At 63.9% G+C, this 18,176-nt stretch carries 17 protein-coding genes; 3 read left to right on the plus strand and 14 right to left on the minus strand.

From position 1 onward, the window contains the following. Positions 1 to 25: 25 nt before the first annotated feature. The 3 genes from HJG53_RS13690 to fghA all read right to left on the minus strand — a co-directional run bounded on the left by HJG53_RS13690 (position 26) and on the right by fghA (position 3,215). A complete protein-coding gene (locus tag HJG53_RS13690) occupies positions 26 to 1,507 on the minus strand; it encodes a TolC family outer membrane protein (RefSeq protein WP_171131495.1) in 1,482 nt (493 codons plus the stop codon). 21 nt (positions 1,508 to 1,528) lie between these two features. Beyond that, positions 1,529 to 2,170 (minus strand): protein-L-isoaspartate O-methyltransferase, encoded by a 642-nt coding sequence (locus tag HJG53_RS13695; protein WP_171131497.1) that lies wholly within the window; start codon positions 2,168 to 2,170, stop codon positions 1,529 to 1,531. Positions 2,171 to 2,375: 205 nt separating this feature from the next. Then, positions 2,376 to 3,215: an S-formylglutathione hydrolase gene (gene fghA, locus HJG53_RS13700; protein WP_171131499.1), complete on the minus strand. Its 840-nt coding sequence runs from the start codon at positions 3,213 to 3,215 to the stop codon at positions 2,376 to 2,378. 147 nt (positions 3,216 to 3,362) lie between these two features. Here fghA and HJG53_RS13705 point away from each other — a divergent pair, with 147 nt between their 5' ends. The 3 genes from HJG53_RS13705 (at position 3,363) to HJG53_RS13715 (ending at position 6,990) form a co-directional block, all read left to right on the plus strand. After that, positions 3,363 to 4,523 (plus strand): acyl-CoA dehydrogenase family protein, encoded by a 1,161-nt coding sequence (locus HJG53_RS13705; protein WP_171131501.1) that lies wholly within the window; start codon positions 3,363 to 3,365, stop codon positions 4,521 to 4,523. 144 nt (positions 4,524 to 4,667) lie between these two features. After that, positions 4,668 to 5,060, plus strand: coding sequence for a MaoC family dehydratase N-terminal domain-containing protein (locus HJG53_RS13710; RefSeq protein ID WP_171131502.1), 393 nt, complete (start codon positions 4,668 to 4,670; stop codon positions 5,058 to 5,060). Positions 5,061 to 5,796: 736 nt separating this feature from the next. Beyond that, positions 5,797 to 6,990 (plus strand): hypothetical protein, encoded by a 1,194-nt coding sequence (locus HJG53_RS13715; protein WP_171131504.1) that lies wholly within the window; start codon positions 5,797 to 5,799, stop codon positions 6,988 to 6,990. Positions 6,991 to 7,143: 153 nt separating this feature from the next. On the opposite strand, the gene HJG53_RS13720 is transcribed toward HJG53_RS13715, so the two are convergent. The 11 genes from HJG53_RS13720 to HJG53_RS13770 all read right to left on the minus strand — a co-directional run bounded on the left by HJG53_RS13720 (position 7,144) and on the right by HJG53_RS13770 (position 17,747). Then, a complete protein-coding gene (locus HJG53_RS13720; protein WP_171131506.1) occupies positions 7,144 to 7,860 on the minus strand; it encodes a Fis family transcriptional regulator in 717 nt (238 codons plus the stop codon). Further along, a complete protein-coding gene (locus tag HJG53_RS13725) occupies positions 7,857 to 10,967 on the minus strand; it encodes a class I SAM-dependent DNA methyltransferase (protein ID WP_171131508.1) in 3,111 nt (1,036 codons plus the stop codon). The genes HJG53_RS13720 and HJG53_RS13725 overlap by 4 nt, the downstream gene beginning before the upstream one ends. Positions 10,968 to 11,064: 97 nt before the next feature. Continuing rightward, positions 11,065 to 11,625: a hypothetical protein gene (locus tag HJG53_RS13730; protein ID WP_217352843.1), complete on the minus strand. Its 561-nt coding sequence runs from the start codon at positions 11,623 to 11,625 to the stop codon at positions 11,065 to 11,067. A 343-nt stretch (positions 11,626 to 11,968) separates the two neighbouring features. Continuing rightward, positions 11,969 to 12,598, minus strand: a complete 630-nt coding sequence (locus HJG53_RS13735; protein ID WP_171131510.1) for a hypothetical protein — start codon at positions 12,596 to 12,598, stop codon at positions 11,969 to 11,971. A 194-nt stretch (positions 12,599 to 12,792) separates the two neighbouring features. Beyond that, on the minus strand, positions 12,793 to 14,478 hold the full coding sequence (locus tag HJG53_RS13740) for a hypothetical protein (RefSeq protein WP_171131512.1): 1,686 nt from the start codon (positions 14,476 to 14,478) through the stop codon (positions 12,793 to 12,795). A 253-nt stretch (positions 14,479 to 14,731) separates the two neighbouring features. Next, positions 14,732 to 15,322 (minus strand): hypothetical protein, encoded by a 591-nt coding sequence (locus HJG53_RS13745; protein WP_171131514.1) that lies wholly within the window; start codon positions 15,320 to 15,322, stop codon positions 14,732 to 14,734. Continuing rightward, entirely contained in the window at positions 15,319 to 15,753 is a 435-nt protein-coding gene (locus tag HJG53_RS13750) for a hypothetical protein (RefSeq protein WP_171131516.1), read from the minus strand. Before HJG53_RS13750 ends, HJG53_RS13745 begins: the two co-directional genes overlap by 4 nt. Then, positions 15,750 to 16,373 carry a DNA repair protein RadC gene (locus tag HJG53_RS13755; RefSeq protein ID WP_171131517.1) on the minus strand — a complete coding sequence of 208 codons (624 nt, stop codon included), beginning with the start codon at positions 16,371 to 16,373 and terminating at the stop codon, positions 15,750 to 15,752. Before HJG53_RS13755 ends, HJG53_RS13750 begins: the two co-directional genes overlap by 4 nt. Further along, positions 16,295 to 16,759 (minus strand): hypothetical protein, encoded by a 465-nt coding sequence (locus HJG53_RS13760; protein ID WP_171131519.1) that lies wholly within the window; start codon positions 16,757 to 16,759, stop codon positions 16,295 to 16,297. The genes HJG53_RS13755 and HJG53_RS13760 overlap by 79 nt, the downstream gene beginning before the upstream one ends. A 43-nt stretch (positions 16,760 to 16,802) precedes the next feature. Then, on the minus strand, positions 16,803 to 17,147 hold the full coding sequence (locus tag HJG53_RS13765; protein ID WP_171131521.1) for a hypothetical protein: 345 nt from the start codon (positions 17,145 to 17,147) through the stop codon (positions 16,803 to 16,805). Between the two features lie 66 nt (positions 17,148 to 17,213). After that, positions 17,214 to 17,747, minus strand: coding sequence for a sigma factor-like helix-turn-helix DNA-binding protein (locus HJG53_RS13770; protein ID WP_171131523.1), 534 nt, complete (start codon positions 17,745 to 17,747; stop codon positions 17,214 to 17,216). Positions 17,748 to 18,176 lie beyond the last annotated feature (429 nt).

Raw genomic sequence — 18,176 nt, forward strand, 5'->3', positions numbered from 1 at the left:
CTTTCGACACGGTCCAGACCTTCGGCTATTTGGGCCCGGCGATGTTCTCCGGGTTGAGCGCGGGCGTGTCAACGGTGCGCGTCGCGACCGGCCGCGGCGTCGGATCGCTGTCCCAGTCCCAGAAGACGCTCTTCACCCGGCGGTAGTTGCGCGTTGGATCGTAGAGCGCGACGCCTTCGAGGTTCAGGTCCCGCGCCTCGGCCTGGCCCATCGCGGCGAGCAAGGTGAAGGCGGCGACATAGGCGTTGCGGCGCGCGGTGACGAGCTGGACCTGAGCGTTGAGCAGTTCCTGCTCGGCGTTCAATATCTCGATGATGGTACGGTTGCCGACGCTGTTTTCGGCGCGCACGCCCTCCAGCGACAGGCGATTGGCGGAGACCGCCGCCTCGGCCGAGCGGATCACGTCCTGGCTGGCACGCCAGCTGGCGAAAGCGGCGCGGGTCTGCTGCACGACGCTACGCTCGACCTCGATCTCGCGCTCGAAGGCCTGGCTCTGCCGCGCCTGGGCCTGGCGCACCTGCGCCGAGGGTCCGCCGCCCTGATAAAGCGGGAAGCTCGCGGACAGGCCGATCACGGCGCTGGTCTGCTGGTTGGGGAGGTTGAGGGGGACTTCCGTCGGGTCCTGGCCCGGTTGCTGGACGATCTGGGTGTTCTGCAGCGAGTTCAGGTAATTGGTGCTGTTGCCGCGCGCGACGGCGGACAGGCGCGGCAGGCGGGAGGCATCGGCGGCGCGGACGCCATAGCGCGCCGCCTCGCGATTGCGGTTGGCGGCGAGCAGGTCGGGATTGTCCCGGATCGCGATCTCGACCGCCTGATCCGGCGTGTCCGGCAGGTTGGGGAGCGGCGGCGGCGGCGCGAGTTCGCCCGGCACGTCGCCGACCAGCGCGATGTAGCGCTCCCGGCTGGAGATCAGGTTCGATTCGGCAGTGCGCAGGTCGCCGCGCGCCAGCTGCAGCCGCGCTTCGGACTGGGCGACGTCGGTGCGGGTCAGGTCGCCGACTTCGAACCGGTCGCGAGTCGCGGTCAGGTTCACGTCCAGCTGGCGGACATTGGCGCGGTTCAGCTCGACGATCGCCTGATCGCGGATCACGTCGTTATAGGCGGCCACCACCTGGCTGAACACGCTGGCCTCGGTCGCGCGGAGCGTCTCCTGCCCGGCGAGCACGCGCTGGTTGGCCGCCCGCACATTGTTCTTGACGAGACCGCCCTGGTAGATGGGCACGCTCATCTGCAACTGGTTTTGCAGCTGCCGGCCCGCCGAGACCTGCCCGGTCGGCACCACCACATTCTCGCCGAAGGTCGAGCTGGCCGTGACGTTCGGAAGACCCTGGGCGCGCTGGATCACGACATCCTCGTCCGTCACGCGCTGCTGAGCACGAGCGCCCGTGAGCGTCGGGTTGGCGTTATAGGCCTTGGCGAGCGCGCCTTGCAGCGTCTCCGCGGCCGACGGACCGGCGAGCGCCAGCGCGGCTGCGGAAGAGATCAGGACGGAGTAAGTCAGGCGCATGCTCGTGGGTTCACTCTCTGCTTAGAAGACGAAGCTCTTCGGGCGCTCGAAGCCGGGCAGGCGCACCGCTTCGCAGTCCGCGAACAGGTCCATGCCGAAGCCGTTGCCGGACTTGCGACCGATGCCGAGGCGGGTGGCGCCCTTTTCGTGGATGGCGGCGGCGAGCCGGCCGCCTTCCTTCAGCTGGGCCAGCAGCGCGTCGGGCACCTGCTCGATCGCGCCATCGATGAAAATCAGGTCGTAGGGCGCGCCGGCCGCCCAACCCTGGGCCAGCGGCCCCTGTACCCGCTCGACAGTGTCGTTCTCGACGGCCTGGCCCGAAAGATCGGCGTCTTCCTCGAGCGCGACCACCTGCCCGGCCAGCTGCGCGAGAAGGGCCGCCGTGTAACCCGTGGCGGCGCCGACCAGCAGCACGCGGTCGTGGCGCGTCGGCGCCGCGGCGGTGAGCAGTCGCCCCGTCGCCTCCGGCATGTTCAGCTCGCGGCCGCCGCCGACCGGCACCGGCCGGTCCATATAGGCAAGCGTCCGCCACTCCTCGGGCACGAAGCGTTCGCGCGGGACGGCCGCCATCGCCGCGATCACGCGGGGATCGTTGACGCCGGTCGTGCGCAGCTGGCTTTCGACCATCGCGCGCCGCATCGCTTCGAAACTCTGCTCGGTCATCGGACTGCCTCTTCGCATAACTGTCTTACTAGCGCAATACAGTTGCGCACCAGCTGCGTCTTATCGGCAGGAAATGGGGACGCCAAGCGCGACATGCCGCTTCATCAGCAAAGCCCGTGCCAGCGGCGTCCCCTTCCTTGAACGGCAATGCCAGACCAGGAATTCGCGTCCGAAAACGGACAGGGTCTGTTCGCAGGCGGACAGGTCAGGCGGTCAGCCGGTCCGCGTGCCAGCGCAGATGATCCGCCATGAAGGTCGAGATGAAATAATAGCTATGGTCATAGCCCGGCTGCATGCGGAGGGTGAGCGGGATACCCGCACGTGCGCAGGCTTGCGACAGCAACTCCGGCCGCAAATGCTCGGTCAGGAAAGTATCGGCATCACCTTGGTCGACAAGCAGCTCGGGCACCCGCGCGCCGTCCTCGATCAGCGCAACCGCGTCATAGTCCCGCCAGGTCGACCGGTCTTCGCCGAGATAGCCGGCGAGCGCCTTCTCGCCCCATGGCACCTGCGAGGGCGCGACGATCGGGGCGAAGGCCGATACGCTGCGGAAGCGGTCCGGGTTGCGCAGCGCGATCGTGAGCGCACCATGGCCGCCCATCGAATGACCGGTGATCGCCTGCCGTCCCATGTCGGCCGAAAACGCCTCGGCGATCAGCGCCGCCAGTTCGTCCTCGATATAGCTGCGCATGCGGAAATGCGGCGCCCAAGGAGCCTGCGTGGCGTCGACGTAGAAGCCGGCGCCCTGCCCCATGTCATAGGCCGGGTCGTCGGCGACCTGTCCGCCGCGCGGGCTGGTGTCGGGCGCGACGAAGATCAGGCCGAGCGCCGCGCAGGCGGCGCGAAACTCGCCCTTTTCCATTACATTGGCGTGGGTGCAGGTGAGGCCGGAGAGATACCAGACGACGGGCAGCCGGGTCCCGTCAGCATGATCGGGCACGAAGACCGAGAACACCATGTCGGTGCCGGTCGCCTGGCTGGGGTGGCGGTACACACCCTGCGTGCCGCCATGACTGCGCCATGAAGAAATCGTCTCGAGCGTCACATCCGGGTCCTTTCAGACGCCGCCTCTGCGCGCGCGCGGCCGCGCTTGTCCAGCATGCTCTGACCGCAGCCGGCTGCGCTCAGCAGTTTGCTGAACCCGCGATGGCGGCGGTTCCAAGACCCTGCTTTGATCTGGTAGCGACGGGTGATGAGCCCGGACGAACAAAGCTTTCCAGAGATCCGCGAGTCGGTGCGTCGCCTCTGCAGCGGCTTTCCCGGCGATTATTGGCAGCGGCTCGACCGGGAGCGCTGCTATCCGACCGAATTCGTTCAGGCCCTGACCGAGGCCGGATTTCTTTCGGTCCTCATTCCCGAAAGCTATGGCGGTTCGGGTTTGGGCCTTGCCGCTGCGACAGCGGTCCTTGAGGAGATTCACCGTTCCGGGTGCAATGGCGGCGCCTGCCATGCCCAGATGTACACGATGGGAACGATTCTGAAGCACGGGTCGGAAGCCCAGAAGCAGGCCTATCTGCCCCGCATTGCGTCAGGGGAGCTGCGGCTGCAGGCATTTGCGGTCACCGAACCCGGCGCGGGCACGGACACGACCCGCATCCAAACGTTCGCCAGACGCTCTGGGGATCGTTTCTTGGTCAACGGACAGAAGATCTGGATCAGTCGTGCCGAACATTCCGACCTGATGGTGCTGCTCTGCCGCACCACGGCGCGCGAAGCGTGCGAGAAGCCATCGGACGGCATGAGCGTGCTGCTCGTCGATATGCGCGACGCCGTCGGCCGCGGCCTGACCATTCGCCCGATCCGCACCATGCTCAACCATGCGACCACCGAGCTGTTCTTCGACGATCTGGAGGTGCCGGCGGCCAATCTGATCGGCGAGGAAGGCAAGGGCTTTCGCTACATCCTCTCCGGCATGAATGCGGAACGCATTCTGATTGCATCGGAATGTATCGGCGACGGCCGCTTCTTCGTCGATCGCGCCACCGCCTATGCCAAGGAGCGACGTGTCTTCGGTCGGCCGATCGGCGCAAATCAGGCGGTGCAATTCCCGATTGCCCGCGCGCATGTGCAGCTGACGGCAGCCGCAGGCGTGGTGGACCAGGCGGCCCGCCTCTTCGATGCGGGCCTCGACTGCGGCACCGAGGCCAACATGGCGAAGATGTTGGCATCCGAGGCAAGCTGGTACGCCGCAGACATGTGCGTCCAGACCCATGGGGGCTTCGGATTTGCGGAGGAATATGACATCGAACGCAAGTTCCGCGAGACGCGCCTGTATCAGGTCGCGCCAATCTCGACGAACCTCATCCTGAGCCACGTCGCCACTCACGCTCTCGGCCTGCCGAAGTCCTTCTGATGGACCCGCAAGCCCATATCGGCGGCCGGCAAGTTCAGGATGACTTTGCGGACCCGCAACGCGTTGAAGCCTTGGGGGCGCTGCTGAACCTGGGCACCGGGGCTGTGGCCGCCGCTGGGCCACTGGCTGCTGTTTCGACCGCAGGTGCTGCAACGGGACCTGGATACGGACGGTGATCCCAGGCGTGACGCCGCCAGCCTGCTGCCGCCCGTCGACCTTCCCCGCCGGATGTGGGCGGGGAGCCGCATCACCTTTCTGGCAGATATCCCGCTGGAGGCACGCCTGCAGCGCAGATCGACCGTCACCGCTGTCACACCCAAGACCGGCCGTAGCGATCCGACGGTGTTCGTAACCGTCGAGCATGAGATTTGCCTTGCCGACGTTCGGGCCGCCATTCGCGAGCAGCAAGACATCGTCTATCGGAATGGCGCGACGGGCGATCCGCCGTCCATCCCGGCCGGTGATAGCCCGGTCATCACGGCGCCATTCGCAAGCTTTTCGCGGACCCTGTCCTGCTCTTCCGCTATTCCGCGCTGACGCTGAACAGCCATCGCATCCACTATGACCGTGCGTTCAGCCGCAACGTCGAAGGCTATCCGGGCTCGTCGTCCACGGGCCGCTGACCGCGACGCCGTTGCTCGACCACGCGCTGGCGCAGCGCCCCCGGGTCCCTGTCCGAACCTTTGATTTCCGGGGCCTGTTGCCGCTGTTCGATGGCGAGCCGATCACGCCGGAGTCGCGCGAAGAGGGCGACCCGATGCGGTTGCACGCCAGGGCCCGCGCGGCCTCGCCATGTCGGCCAATGTGACCTTTGCCATCCCGGGCTGAGTGGTGGCCCCTCTCAGCCCCGACCCCGCCAACCGACGACGCCTCGCGGCGCTTTCGTGCGAAAGCCGCCATTACCAAGATTGAGGAGTCACTCTAAACGCGCGTCCTCGACCGCGAATGCTTGTGCGAATTCGTTGCGAACCTTTAGGCTTCGCAACATCTCTCAGAAGCAAAGTCGGTGACTCGGCCCGATGGCGGAGTGGTTACGCAGAGGACTGCAAATCCATATAAACAAACGGTTTTCTGCCAGAGTTCGCAGAGCTTTTCACGGTTTGTTCTTCGCCGGCTTAGAGTCCTTGCACGTCAGGGTTGGGCAGATGGGCATCCGCTGCTCGGACCAGCGCTAGCGACCGCCGGCCTGAAGTCTGCTGCGAGCCGACAGGAGCGCGGCCGCCACGGTCAGCACTGGCAGCACGTCGCGGATTTTCGTACAGGCGATCGCCCGATGCGCGTCGTGCTTAACGCGGATCTCGATCAGGACGTGGGGGCGGAGGGCACGACCCTAGCGCGCGCCGTCCGTGAAGCAAAAGAGCGCGCCAGCCTCGCCAGCGACTTCGTGGCCGGCATGGACGGCGCGTCGCGGATTCACCAGCTGAGCACCGCCGTCGCCGAATGGCAGCGGCACGAGCGGCTGCGCGACCATATCGACGGCTCGACTACGTCCCAGCTTGCGCGGGCGGCGCAGGGTCACCTCGACAGCCCTACCATGCGTGCGGCGATGGGTTATCTCGACAGCCCGTCGATGAAAGCCGCGATGGGCTATCTCGATGGTAAGACGATGCGCTCAGCCAGCGGCCTCGTCGAGACCCAGTCGGCGCAGGCGGTCCGGGCGATCGCCGAGCGCGCCAGCGCTCTGGCGTTACCGTCAGCACTCGACACCTACCGCCTGTCCACGCAATCGCTCGCGGACCGGCTTACGGTGCTTGATACGGCTCGCATCGAGCACGATCGGGTTGCGATCGAGGCGTTTGCCCGCGGGGCCGCCGCCTCCAACGCGCTTGCACTTGCCTCGCGCGTCGATCGGAGCCTTATCGACGCAACTCAGGCGTTCTCACGCACCCTTCTGCCGGACCTCGGCTCTTGGGCTGCGCATCGAGCCTTCCTCGACGCTTCGGGCCTATGGCTGCCGCGCTGGCCACGCGTCCGCCTGCTCACCACCGCCGAGAAGCGGCGGCGCTTCAAAGTGCGCCTCCAGCAGAACACTGAGGCGGCCCATGTTAAGCGCGCCAAATCGCTCGTGCACCGGTACGAGCGCGTTCTCCGGGAGATCATTGATGCCGCGATGGCCGCCGAATACGGGGAGGACTGGACCGACCAGCGGTTGCCCCTATGCGGTTGCAAAACCCTGCTGAGCCGGGCAGCGTCCAAGGGTGGCGAGCCGCTCGATCATGCAGACTATGCGCATTACCGTGAGATTATGAGCCACCCCGATCATCATTCACGAGTATTCTCGGTGGCATTTGATGACCCCACGGTGCTCGTCACGCTGATCGACGACGCCGGGCGGCTGCGTGCCCGCTCGCACCATGCTGGCGATTTCACGCCGGATGACCTACGCGATCTTCGGCTCGTGTGGCGCACGATCGAAGCAGGCCTGATAGCGCTCACCGAGGACTTCACGGTCGATTGTTGGCAGTAGCTGAACTTTCGGGAGGGCTGCCGTTGTAGCTTGTCCAGCTGAAGGCGAGCTACGCGGATGATATCGAGGAAGGCGCTTTAGCTTCTACCGATGCTCTCGAAGACGTACTAACCCGCGGACGCCTGAGGCTAGGAATTTCAGGGTCGTTGCCCCTCAGGCACTCTTCGCCTTCTTCGGCTTCTTAGTCGAGGTCGGGTAGCCGAAGGCGATAAAGAAGTGAGACACGCAGATCGTGCCGTGGGTGGGTGCGAGGGCTGGGTCTCGGTCATGCTCGGTGTCGAAGTCCGCTGTCGTGAACATCGTCGAGGGTTTTGCGAACGGCTGACCGCCGGCCGTCGCGCGCAAGCGCAGTTTTGTCGCGAGAGCGCTATTTTCAAGCGCCTTCCGGATCGGCGGCACCACTTCCGCTTCGGGGTCAAGGAGGACGCCCACCATGGCGGCGACGGCCTGCTGACGGCTGTAGATTCCGGTGACGAAGCGCCCAAGCCCTTGGTCTTTAAGGTAGTGGTCTCGGTGTTTCTTCTGGCGTCCAAGTCTTTTGAACTCGAAAACAAGCTTCATCGCACCGACGTCATTGTTCCATCCGTAGACGATGTCCGTTCGACGCTCCTCGATCAGCTCTCCAGTGACGGGATCGATCTCGCCGATGATGTCTTCGGCCGCCCACATTCCGAGCAGTCCGCGCTCGCGCGCAGTGTAATTCTCCACGTAGATCTTGAGGCGCTTCGTGAGAGCGCCCTCTTTCGTTTTGGGGTTGAAATCGGCTCTTTCGACTGACGCCAGTTCCGTCCACCCCTGCCGCAGCGCCTCGACGGCTTCCGTCGCCGGTTGGATGGGGAACGCGGCGAACCAATCGACCGGTGTCGTCACGCAGTCACCTTGATCTTGCCTCGCACCGCGCGAGACTGAACGCCGCGTACGATGTGCTCGGCGTCTCGCATGGCCTGGCGAACGGTCCAGCTTCGCTGTGTGAGCGGCCGCACCAGATATAAAGCGCCGTCGACCCAGAGGTGCGCGTCGGGAACCAACGTCAGGAAGTCGCCCGCCGGGATTGCTCGGAGGCCCGCCGCTCGCAACTGGGCTAACGTCTCGAGGACGAGTTCGTCGCTGACTTCAGCCCCGACTTCTGGCGTTTGCGTTGGCTCGTCCACGTAGGTCACCCGTACGATCCCTGACGGGCCTGCGCGCTCCGGATCGCTGGTGACGACGTCGACTCGGAAACGGCCTCGGCCTCGGGTCTTCGTGCGCCAAGAGGTGAGCGCCTCTGCGAGAGCCTTGGCGTAGATCGAGAAGTCGTCGGCGTCGGCCACGTGCTGGGCTGGAGTGTCCAAACTCTTGAAGCTGCGCGGCCGTACGGAAGGCATCAGCACGTCGACGGTTTCCCGGATTAGGGTGCGCTCTTCGGGAGCCAATCCGAAGTAATCGAAGATCGCGTCGTCGATTTCGGGCCGGAGCTCGCCGAAGCGGGGCCCCTGCTCAAGCTCGGACAGGGCGGCGATCTGGTCCATTCTGGTAACGACCGTGCTCAGTGCAGTCGTGGCAGCATCCGGGTCGGGTGCGCCCGCTGGCGGGAAGAACGGGAACGCCTCCACGTCCGTGAGGTGGACGCCGTTACGCTCACAGAGCATCTTCCAGCCGCGCATCATGAGGAAGTAGCGGGCGAGCGTGGAGCGCAGATAAACGGCCGCGAACTTTAAAAGGTCAGCGTCCTCTCGCTTCCCCGCGATCACGCCGATGCTGTGCGTGAATGTTGCGGAACTGTCGTAATACACGGCGCGAATGTTCTGCTCCTCTTTCGAGAAGCCATCTGGGAACAAGACACGTGGGCCGTCGAAGACCGCAAGTACGGCGTTGTTTAGGCCGACCACCGTGTCTTGGGTGACCGGCCACTTGCCGAGCAGGTCTGGGTGGAGAACGGGCGACCCGGCGCTCAACGCGGCGATCGGCACGAACGGGCGGTCGCTGATAGGCCTCGCACTGACGGCATCGCGGCTCCGGTCCTTGAGGTGGATGCCCTTGCGGTACACCCAACGACGAGACTCCTTCGGTCCGCGCCAGAAGTTCGCGAACGTGCCACGCAGGCTCAGGCGGGCCCAGATCGCGAGATCGTTCGCGTCTCCCCACATCAATGTGACGAGAAGCTGAGGGTCTTCGACCACCGAACGCGTCTGCAGGGTGTGCCGGTCGGCGGACTGCATGGTCAGGCGCCCGAGCGCCAAGCTTAGATCGGCTTTCGGAATGAGGTAGTCGAAGGTCTCGCCGAAGGGTATGCGGCCGAGAGCGCTTGCCGGCCGCCGCTCACCGAAAAACACGTGACACGTGTTCTCGGCGGTCGGAAAGAGCAGCCCTTGCAAGTCGCCGAAGTTGATAAGGCGCAATGGCCGACACGCCTCGAACAGGTGCGAGACGAAGTCCGTGCTCGACGGGCCGAGGAACTGACCGATCGGCAGGATGAGGCACGTGCGACCGCCGTCGGCTAGGAACTCAAGGGCGCGGAGGGCGTAAGCACCCGCAATCTGTCGCCGGACGAATGGGGCTGATGCGTTGGCTGACCACTCGTCGGCCGATGTCTGAGCCTCGCCCTCCGGCTCTGCCCAGGGCGGGTTGGAGATGATCAGCGAGAAGCGTCGGTCGTGGAACCGGTGTGAACTGCGGAAGAAATCGCCGTAGTACCTACCATGAGCGAGATTGCTGTCGTTGAGAGAGGGTAGCTTCGCGCCATCGCGCTCCTGCGCTTCCAAAATGTCGGCGGGATCCAGCCCTTCGAGCAAAGAGAGATAAAGGCTGAAGGCCGTGACACGGCATGCCATGAAATTGATATCGCCGCCAAAGATGGTGCGCTTCAGAAGTGCGCCTCGCTCGGCGAAGCCGAGCTGGTGCCCCTCGCGTGCCTCTGAAAGTGCGATGAGGCGACGATAGGCAGTTGTCAGCAGGATGCCTGAGCCGCAAGCACCGTCGAAGATCGTTTCCGACAACGGATCGGGCGAGGCCATGAGCGCCTGATCGACGGCCAGCATGGCGAGGTGCCGTGGCGTATAGTAGGCACCTTCCTTAGCCTGCTGCTCCGGCGTCAGGAACTTCTCGTACAAGCCGGAGAGCAGCTCGACCGGAATGTAGCTGAAGTCGTAGTTCCAGAAGTCACCTTGCCCAGTTCGCATGTCTGTGCGGCGGAGGAACTGATTGAGCAAGTTGAAGCCCACGTCCGACAACGCCGTCCAGGGATCGTGCCTGTCGTCTCCGAGGAAGTCGCCGTTGAAGTCGGACCTTAGACTGTCGATCAGCGTACCCACGCCGTCCCGATCGGCGCGGGCGACTAGGCCGTGGAGCTCGGCGACCTCGCGTCGTTCGCGATACGTGGCGCCTACGATCTCGCGGTGCTCAAGGTAGGAGACGAAGAGCACCTGGCCCATGAGGAGTTCGGCTAGTCTCCGGCGAACCCCCTCGTCTGTGACGCCGTCGAACCCTCCCTCTGTCAGTTTAGCGACGGACGTGGACAAGTTGGCGAGGAGCTTACGGTCGACTCGCGCCTTGACGTCGAACCATTTCGGCATGCGCCGGGATAGGTTCGCCGACGCGACATCGAGAGCCGAAAAGGGACCGTCCGGGCGTGCTTCGTCGAGGCGTAAGCGCTCACCGGCCTTTTTCAGTTTGCGCGCCGGAAGAGCGACGGCCTCATCGCCCTTCACCTCTATCACAACCGTGGCGAGGTTCTGGTTCCATATCCGCTTGCGGGCGTCATCGAGCGCCGCTGCGGAAAGCGGGCCTTCGTCATCGCCGACGAACACGACGGTCGGTACGCCCTCGACGTCGAATACGGCTTGGGCACGCACGGCGCCGTCCGGCTTAAGCAGCGCCTTGATCTCGAGCGCGTAGGGGTGCGTCTCGGGAATGCCTTCTCCGCGGGTATGCAGCACGGCGGGCTCGGCGGCGTAGCCGAGCTTCTCGAGCCACATCTCAACCGCAGCGGTTACCACCATGCCTTCCTGGCTACACCCGAAAGACAGAACATAGCACGAACATGCTGAAGCGAGAATGCTCGCGCGAGACCGGCTGTCGTTAGGACGGTAGGAGTGATCACGCCGATCGCTTTCGACCCGTCGTCGCGACCTTCGGGGCTCGCGGTTTTGCCTTTCTGTAAATGGCGGGAAGGCTGAAGAGATCGAGTTGCCCGCGGTCGGCCGCGGCGTCGGACAGCGCGAAGCCGTCTCGAAGCACGACGAGGTGTGGGTCCAGCCGGATTGACAGGTAGTCCGAACCCGGCGCTGAATCAGCTTCGTCGAGAAATACCCACGCGCCGCCGGGGTGGAGCGCCAAACGTTGCCCCCAGAGCGCGATGAACGATCGGTTTCGCAGCTCCCTGCGCAGCGCCGCGAACGAGTCTTTGTGCGACTGAAGCTCCAGACTGAATTGATCCCTCAGCAGGACAGCGATCCTGAGTACGAGAACGGTTTGCCAGCTGAACTTGGCTGGGCACCCCTTCCGCTTCGGCCGGACGTCGGCTGGAATCAAGGCGCGACGGCTCGTCCACTCGCGAAGCTTGTCCGTCGAAAGGCCGGTGAGTCGTGAGGCGACCGGAGTGGGAACGAAGCGCAGGCGGACCTCCAGGATCGGGTATAAGAACCGATCTACCCACAAGAACGGGTATCATGCCCGTTCTTCTCCGTAAACAAAGAGCTTGCTGGTCGGCAGACGTCGGTGCGTGGCGATCAGGCATCCGCGTATCCCTCATTTGATGCTCTTGAGTCGCCCCATCATGCACGGGCTCATGCGACTGAACAGAGTGCCCGAGCCGCGGATGGCAAGCTGGGCCGGACAGCGTTGTTCCCGTGCCCGCTTGTGCCTTAGAGACCACGGGCTGCCCCGCATCCCATTTTGATAGCGGGCCGCTTGTCTGCCTGGCGGAGCAGCCGTGGCTAAGCGGCGAGCCGTTCCGAGGCCTTGGCTTGTGCACGCGCACAAGCAGGTCAGGCTTCTTTAGTCAGGACTCTGTCCGAATGGGCGCGGCAAGCAGGGACTGGAGCACGGTGTCAATATCGCCGACGTGGATCAGCAAGGCGCCAGTTACGCGATGAGCCTGGCCATGTGCCGTTTCCCAATGATATTGGCTGTCGAAGCGGGCGAAGCTGCCATCATCGGGTTCAATGCCCTTGTCCTGAAGTAGTTCGTAGGCATCTACCATTACATTGAAGATCGCGGGTTCGATGTTCACGGCCAGCCCGTACCAGTGCAGGGCTGAGCCAATGGCCGACCGCTCATCGTCCCGCGCGCGCTGGAGCGCCCGATCGACAGAGGCCTTGGGCACCAGGCACAGAATCGCGAGATCGGTATGAATCTGCGGGACATCGCCTGCCGCGAGCGAGCGCGTGTCATGGAGCAGTTCGGACTCATGATGGAAGAGGTTGCGCAAGGCTCTAAGCGCAAGGTAGTTCTGCGAGGCGTTCAGGTTGGGACGTCCGAGCCTGCTGAGCTTGTCGGCGAGGCTGTGCATCGCATTCAACAGCGCGAACAGCCCGTCTTCGCCTCGGTTCTCGCAGTGGCTTTCGTAGCTTCGGAAAAATCGAGCCGCAGCCGCCGCCACGACGGATTTCGGATCAGGTTCACCTGCCATGGCGACGGCTGTGAAGCTGACAGTTCGCGTATGCAAGCTGGCCGTTTCGACGAAACTGTCTGCTGTAACCCGTTTCAGCAGAACTGGCTGGCAACCGTGAACGACTGACAGAGCCCTGCCGGCGCATGGGATGGCGCCCAGTCGGCCTCTTCTGATTCCCCAGCCGGCTGGCCGCCCAGTTAGGGTCACCCGACCTAAATGGCTTCGCCGGCCGCTCTGCGCCGCCATTGATCGACGACAGTCTCATCATACCGGAGCTGCGGAGTGTAGATCGTCCGTCCAAAGAGCGGCATCCTCCCGCTGCTCCAACTCCATCGACTTTCCCGCAAGAGTATCCCAGTCTGCCGTTCAACCTCGCTCCCGAGTTCTGCGGCGACGTTGCCACCCCTCTTGGCCAGAGCCAATAGTGCCAAACGGACCAGCGGGAGGGTGGCGGGGACCGCGGGCGCGCCTGGCTGCCAGACTTCTATGGCACCCAGACATGCCCGCGCGACGATAAGGTAGTGGAAGCGGGCATCGGCGAGTTGCGCGCCCGTACCAGCTGCGACCACTTTTAGGCGATGAGCTTCACTCAGCCGCGGAAAACGACGGATCTGGTCTAATCCCTCTCGGACCCGATCTGCTAAGCGCTCTGTTCCTCTCGATCCCTGCGGAGGCAGCGGGCCTTTGACCTCGACGATAACAACATCTTCGGAGGCGGGTTCCACGATAATCAGGTCGATTTCGCCCAACTCGTACTTGGTCGAGACGGCTACCTTCAGTGACGAGAATTGCTCCAGCTCGGCAACGAAAGCCCCTATCAGAGTGGGCTCCAGCGTGTGCGAGACCAAGTCGTCAAACCTCTTCTTGTCGAGCCTCATCATGTCTTGAAGAACATTCCTCGGCTGGACGAACCGTAGGACAAGATCGGGCGACCAGCAGATGCGAGTGCCGATGCGAGCGAACGGCGGCGTATAGCCTTCCCCGCCACGGAGTTTCTTCGGCCGGGACGGGTCAAAGGCAAAACTGTCGACGAATCTCTCGACATCGCTGCGCTCGCCCCCGGCGAGCATTACAATCCTTTCGATGGTTTCCGTTTCGGGCCAGCTGATTGAGACGAGATCCATTGTCGCCTCGGAGGGGTCTCCAGCTTCGTCAGCTGTAGCCATATAGTGGATCAGCGCCAGTTCCTGGCACACCTCGGCAAGGGCGAATATTGCGGTCTGGATTTGGCGGAAGCGGCCACCCGAGAAGCCGAGGACTTCAACCATCGCGGTGTCAGATATCACCGGGTCCTCGCGGACATTGGCGGCGTACTTCGCGACCCGGCCAGCCGCCTCATGCACCACCGCGGTCCAATCGATGGGGCTTCGGGCTGCCAGCGCCTTAACAGCAGAGCTGAAGTGCGTGGGCGTCCGGTTAGCAATATGCGGCATGGCGAGGCCGCTCACGAGGATGTCGGTGGCCTCGGCGCGGGCCGCCTGCGGCGAGGAGTGGCCGAGGCTGAACCCGTTTTTGATCCGCTTGGCGACAAGCCGGCCGCGCCGCACATCCGGCAGAACCTCCGAGAAATGCGCGTAAGCGTCGAGCGCGCTTGCGCCGATCGCGCCCGGGTCTTTGGCGCGGAACAATGCATCGGCAAGCGCGGCAGCCATGTCCGGCCGATCGCTGGGCCGCTCGGCAATCCAGCGGAGAATGTAGCTGAGACGGTATGTAATGGTTTCCGCGCTTCTTCGCGCCGCAGCGTCCCTCGCGCCCTCGAAGTGAAGAAAGTAGAAGATCATGAAATGATAGTGTGCCCAGATTGCGCGAACCGGCACGCTTGCCAGCGGGATAGTGGCGATGCGGGCATCTGCCTCCCGCTCGAAGTCGAAGAGTTGCGAATTAGCGTCGACCGTCATGTCTGGAGGCATAAGGTGCGTCGGGGCGGGCTGACCAGTGAGGAGCTGCCCCGTAAAAAGAAGAAATCCGCCACAGCTCGAAACTGAATGGAGTTGAGGAGGAGGGAAGCCCCGGCAAACGTCACTTCTGGCGCGGTCGGACGATCGGCTCGCCAAATGGCAAACGGCGGCTTTGGAGCGGTTAGGAACTCGCGCCGAATGTCAGATGGGCGCAAACCGACTTCCATCCATTCTCATTCCGACGCAGAAAAAATCAGACGGCCTCGAGGTAGACCCACACCGGGATGCTCCCACCTTCTATGCGGCAGCAGAACGATGCTCTCGCGGCCAGCTCGACCAAGCGGATCTCATGATCGAAGCGTTTGGCGGCGCAGGGTTCAACCACAATGATCGCACCGCCAAAACGGACATGGGCTTCCAAGTCATTGATCTGGCGCGCGTCCGAGCAGGCATGGTCGAGCAACGCCTCAATCGTGGCTAAGCGCGTTCCCGAGTTGAAAAGACCCTGCTTGAACTCGAAAGCCCAGGACAAATCACTGCGCGGATCTGCAATCCACAGGTCGCAGCGGCCGCGGCGGTACTGGGCGCTTCGGACAAGACCCCGCTTGAGCGTGGCATAATCCGTAAGCGCCAGGCAGCCGGTGAGGCTGGCGGCGGCCGCCAGGAATCCAACGCTCGCCGTCTCGTTGATGGAAAGTGGGTCAACGCCTGCAAACACGCACTCGGCAAAACGTTCCCGAAGCCGCAGCACCTGCCGAAACCAACGCGTCAGCAGATGAAATTCGTGGCTTCGCTCGTTGCCCGTGAGCCACCGCAAGGCCCCCGCCGGCTCCAGCTGGCTCAACGGACAATCCGCTGCATACGGGCATGATGCTGCAGCAGCTGCGACGACATTGCTTCGAATACCGGCTCGGTAATCTCGATATAGATCCTGCGTCTGTCCCCGGGGTCTGGGCGCCTGCGAACCGCGGCCTGATTCAGCAGCGCCTCGATCCAGCGGTGAGCGGTTGAAGCGGGCACGCCCGACGCAATGGAGACTGAGCTTATCGAGACGGCCCGCTGCTCTGCTTTCGCGACGAACAGGTCGAGCAGCATGTCCCACGCAGGATCGGCAAACAGGCGCGGCAGCCCCACAGACCGTCGCCCGGCATGCAGCGCGATCAGCGCCTTTGCGGTCGCAACGGCAATAGGACGATGATCGCCAGCGCATTCGACCGCTTCGTTCGACTTGCTCTCGAAATCCTGCGGGATTCCAGAACGGCACCGGTCCGTCATAACAAGCCCGCCGCTCGAAAGCTGATCGTTCCTCTGCGCGCGACGATGAGATGATCGTGAATGCGGATGTCGAGGCTTGAGGCCGCGGCGGCCAGGCGGTGTGTCGCGTGCCGGTCATCTGCGCTCGGCTCAGGATCGCCCGACGGATGGTTGTGAACGACGATCAGCGCCGTTGCTCCCACGTCAAGCGCCCGGTGAAGGATCGTACGCGGGTGCATGGTCACCTCGGATACGGATCCCGTTGCGGCAGTCTCGTCACGAAGCAGGTGATTGCGCGCGTCGAGATAGAGGACATGCAGGCACTCGTGCCCTTGATGCGCCAATCGACCATGCAGATAGGCACGGAGCGTCTCGGACGACGACACGATCGGGCGATCGATGAGCGGAATGCGCAACGCATGCAACTGGGCCCGCCTGACGCTCAAAAGAAGATCGGCGACCGCCCGGCTGCCAGTCGCCCTCGCCTGCGCCTCCGGGCTCGCGGCGAGCACGTCGGCAAGCGTGCTGAAGCGCGCGAGGAGGGCGTCAGTCCAGCCCGGGCTCAGCGCTGAGTCGAGGACCCGAAGAAGCGCCTCCAGGACGGGTCGGCACCCTGTCTGCGAAGCCGCGAGCGATGCCACGAGGTGGCCGCTGCGAGCAGCGCCAGCATTGGATAGCTCCAGAGCGTCTGGGCGTTCCAATAGGCCCAGGGAATCACCTTCGCATCCAGCGCGATCGCAAAATGTGAGAAGACCTGAACGCCCTGCATGCCGCTCATCCACAGCGGCCAGAAGCGATTGGCGGCGACGGCGAGCGTCAACAAGCTGACGAAGACCGCCAGATCGACGAGGAGCATACCCAACTCGACACTGTTCCAGCGCGATCCCTCGGGCTGTTCGACCGCAAGGCTCAGCAGGGCGGCGGCCAGAAAGATTATCCCGCCAATCTTTTCCGGACCACCGCCCCGTATGAGCGCGTAGAGGCAGCATCCAAGCCAAAGGATCAGGAACAGAATCAGACGGGTCATGCCCAAGAAAGGACAGGACCGGCATCATCTGGTCAATCGCGCTTCAGGCGACTGCACGCAGATCGGGCCTGGCCGGCAGTTCGGCGGCCGGCGGCTTGACCAGATCGCCCCAGCCCACTTCCCTCAGGCCGATATCGTCCGCCCAGGATTTCAGATCGTGGTGCGTGCCGACCAGCTCGCGCCGCGCGCCCGCAAGCGCCGAAAGGGTGCGGACAACTCCATCGATCGCGTCCTGGCCAAAGACCGCGGAGAGCCGCGCTTCCTGCCTTGCAGTCACGATCCGCGAGGACAGGTCGGACCCGAGTGCGATTGTATCATCAAGCGCCTTTTCCAAGGCGAACAGGCGCTCGGCCACCGATTGGGCGGCTTCCATCCTTTCCTTGCGCATAAAAGTCTCCCGTGGCGCGAACGAGCGCGCGTCAATCAATGAATGTCGTTGGGTGTGAGAGAGGCCTCAGCCGAGCTTGAGGCGGGTCAGCTGGTCGACAAGAGCGACAGCGACGAGCGCCGCAATGCCAAGGCCGATCGTCAGGCCCAGAATGGTCAGCAGTGTCTGTCGAAATGTCAGGTCATTGTCCGGCTTCCCCCTTGTCGGGATCGGCCAGGGGAAGGTGGAGGGCGTGTCGTCATGACCCACGCCGAATGCAGCCTGAGCCTCCCTCAGAACGACACGCCCGCTCGCTTCCCTGGCCGACCCTGTGTCGGATTGCCAGTTCAGTGTGGCGGATGTGCCGGCAGGGCCAACTCCATTCGGTGTGGCTACATACGGCATGTAGTCGGATGCGCCTTCATGTGCTGCAAGCAGCCTCGCCGCTTCCCGGCTCGACGACACTGCCAGCGTCCGCCGTGCCTCGCGCAGCCGCTCGTTGATCGCGCCGGGCGAGGTCCCGAGGAGGCGCGCGATCTCCTTGAACTCATATCCTTGCAGCACCAGCCTCAGACAGTCCTTCTGTCCCGCTGACAGTCTTTCAACAGCGCCCTCGCGCATGCGCTTGCCCCCAAATCATGATTCGCGCGCGGGCGTTATGCCATGATTTCCTAATCTTGCCGTTTCCGGGGAACGAATCCCGGTCCTTGCCGACGCAACCGAGTTCAGATTCGGGAAGACAGGGATGAGCTTTGCTTGAGTTCGATTTCCTGACGCTCGATGAGCAACTGAAGGGCGTGGTCGACCATCGCCGCGGGCTGGTGCAAACCCAGATCGTCAAGTGAGATAAGGGCCGCCTCGAGACGGCGCCTGGTCTCATGCATCTTCGACGCGCGCTCCTCGCTGGTCACTTCATTCTCCCCCTCCGGGCCGGAGAGTGCTTGAGCGGGCTCGACCCTCAAAACAATCGCAAAATAATCGTCACTACCACCAACCCAGGTTTTCTCGACAGCGCCGGCCGTCGGCCGTCTGCATCGAACAAACACCTTG

Origin of the sequence: Sphingomonas sp. ID1715, assembly GCF_013044515.1 — a bacterium.
GTDB lineage: Bacteria > Pseudomonadota > Alphaproteobacteria > Sphingomonadales > Sphingomonadaceae > Sphingomonas_B.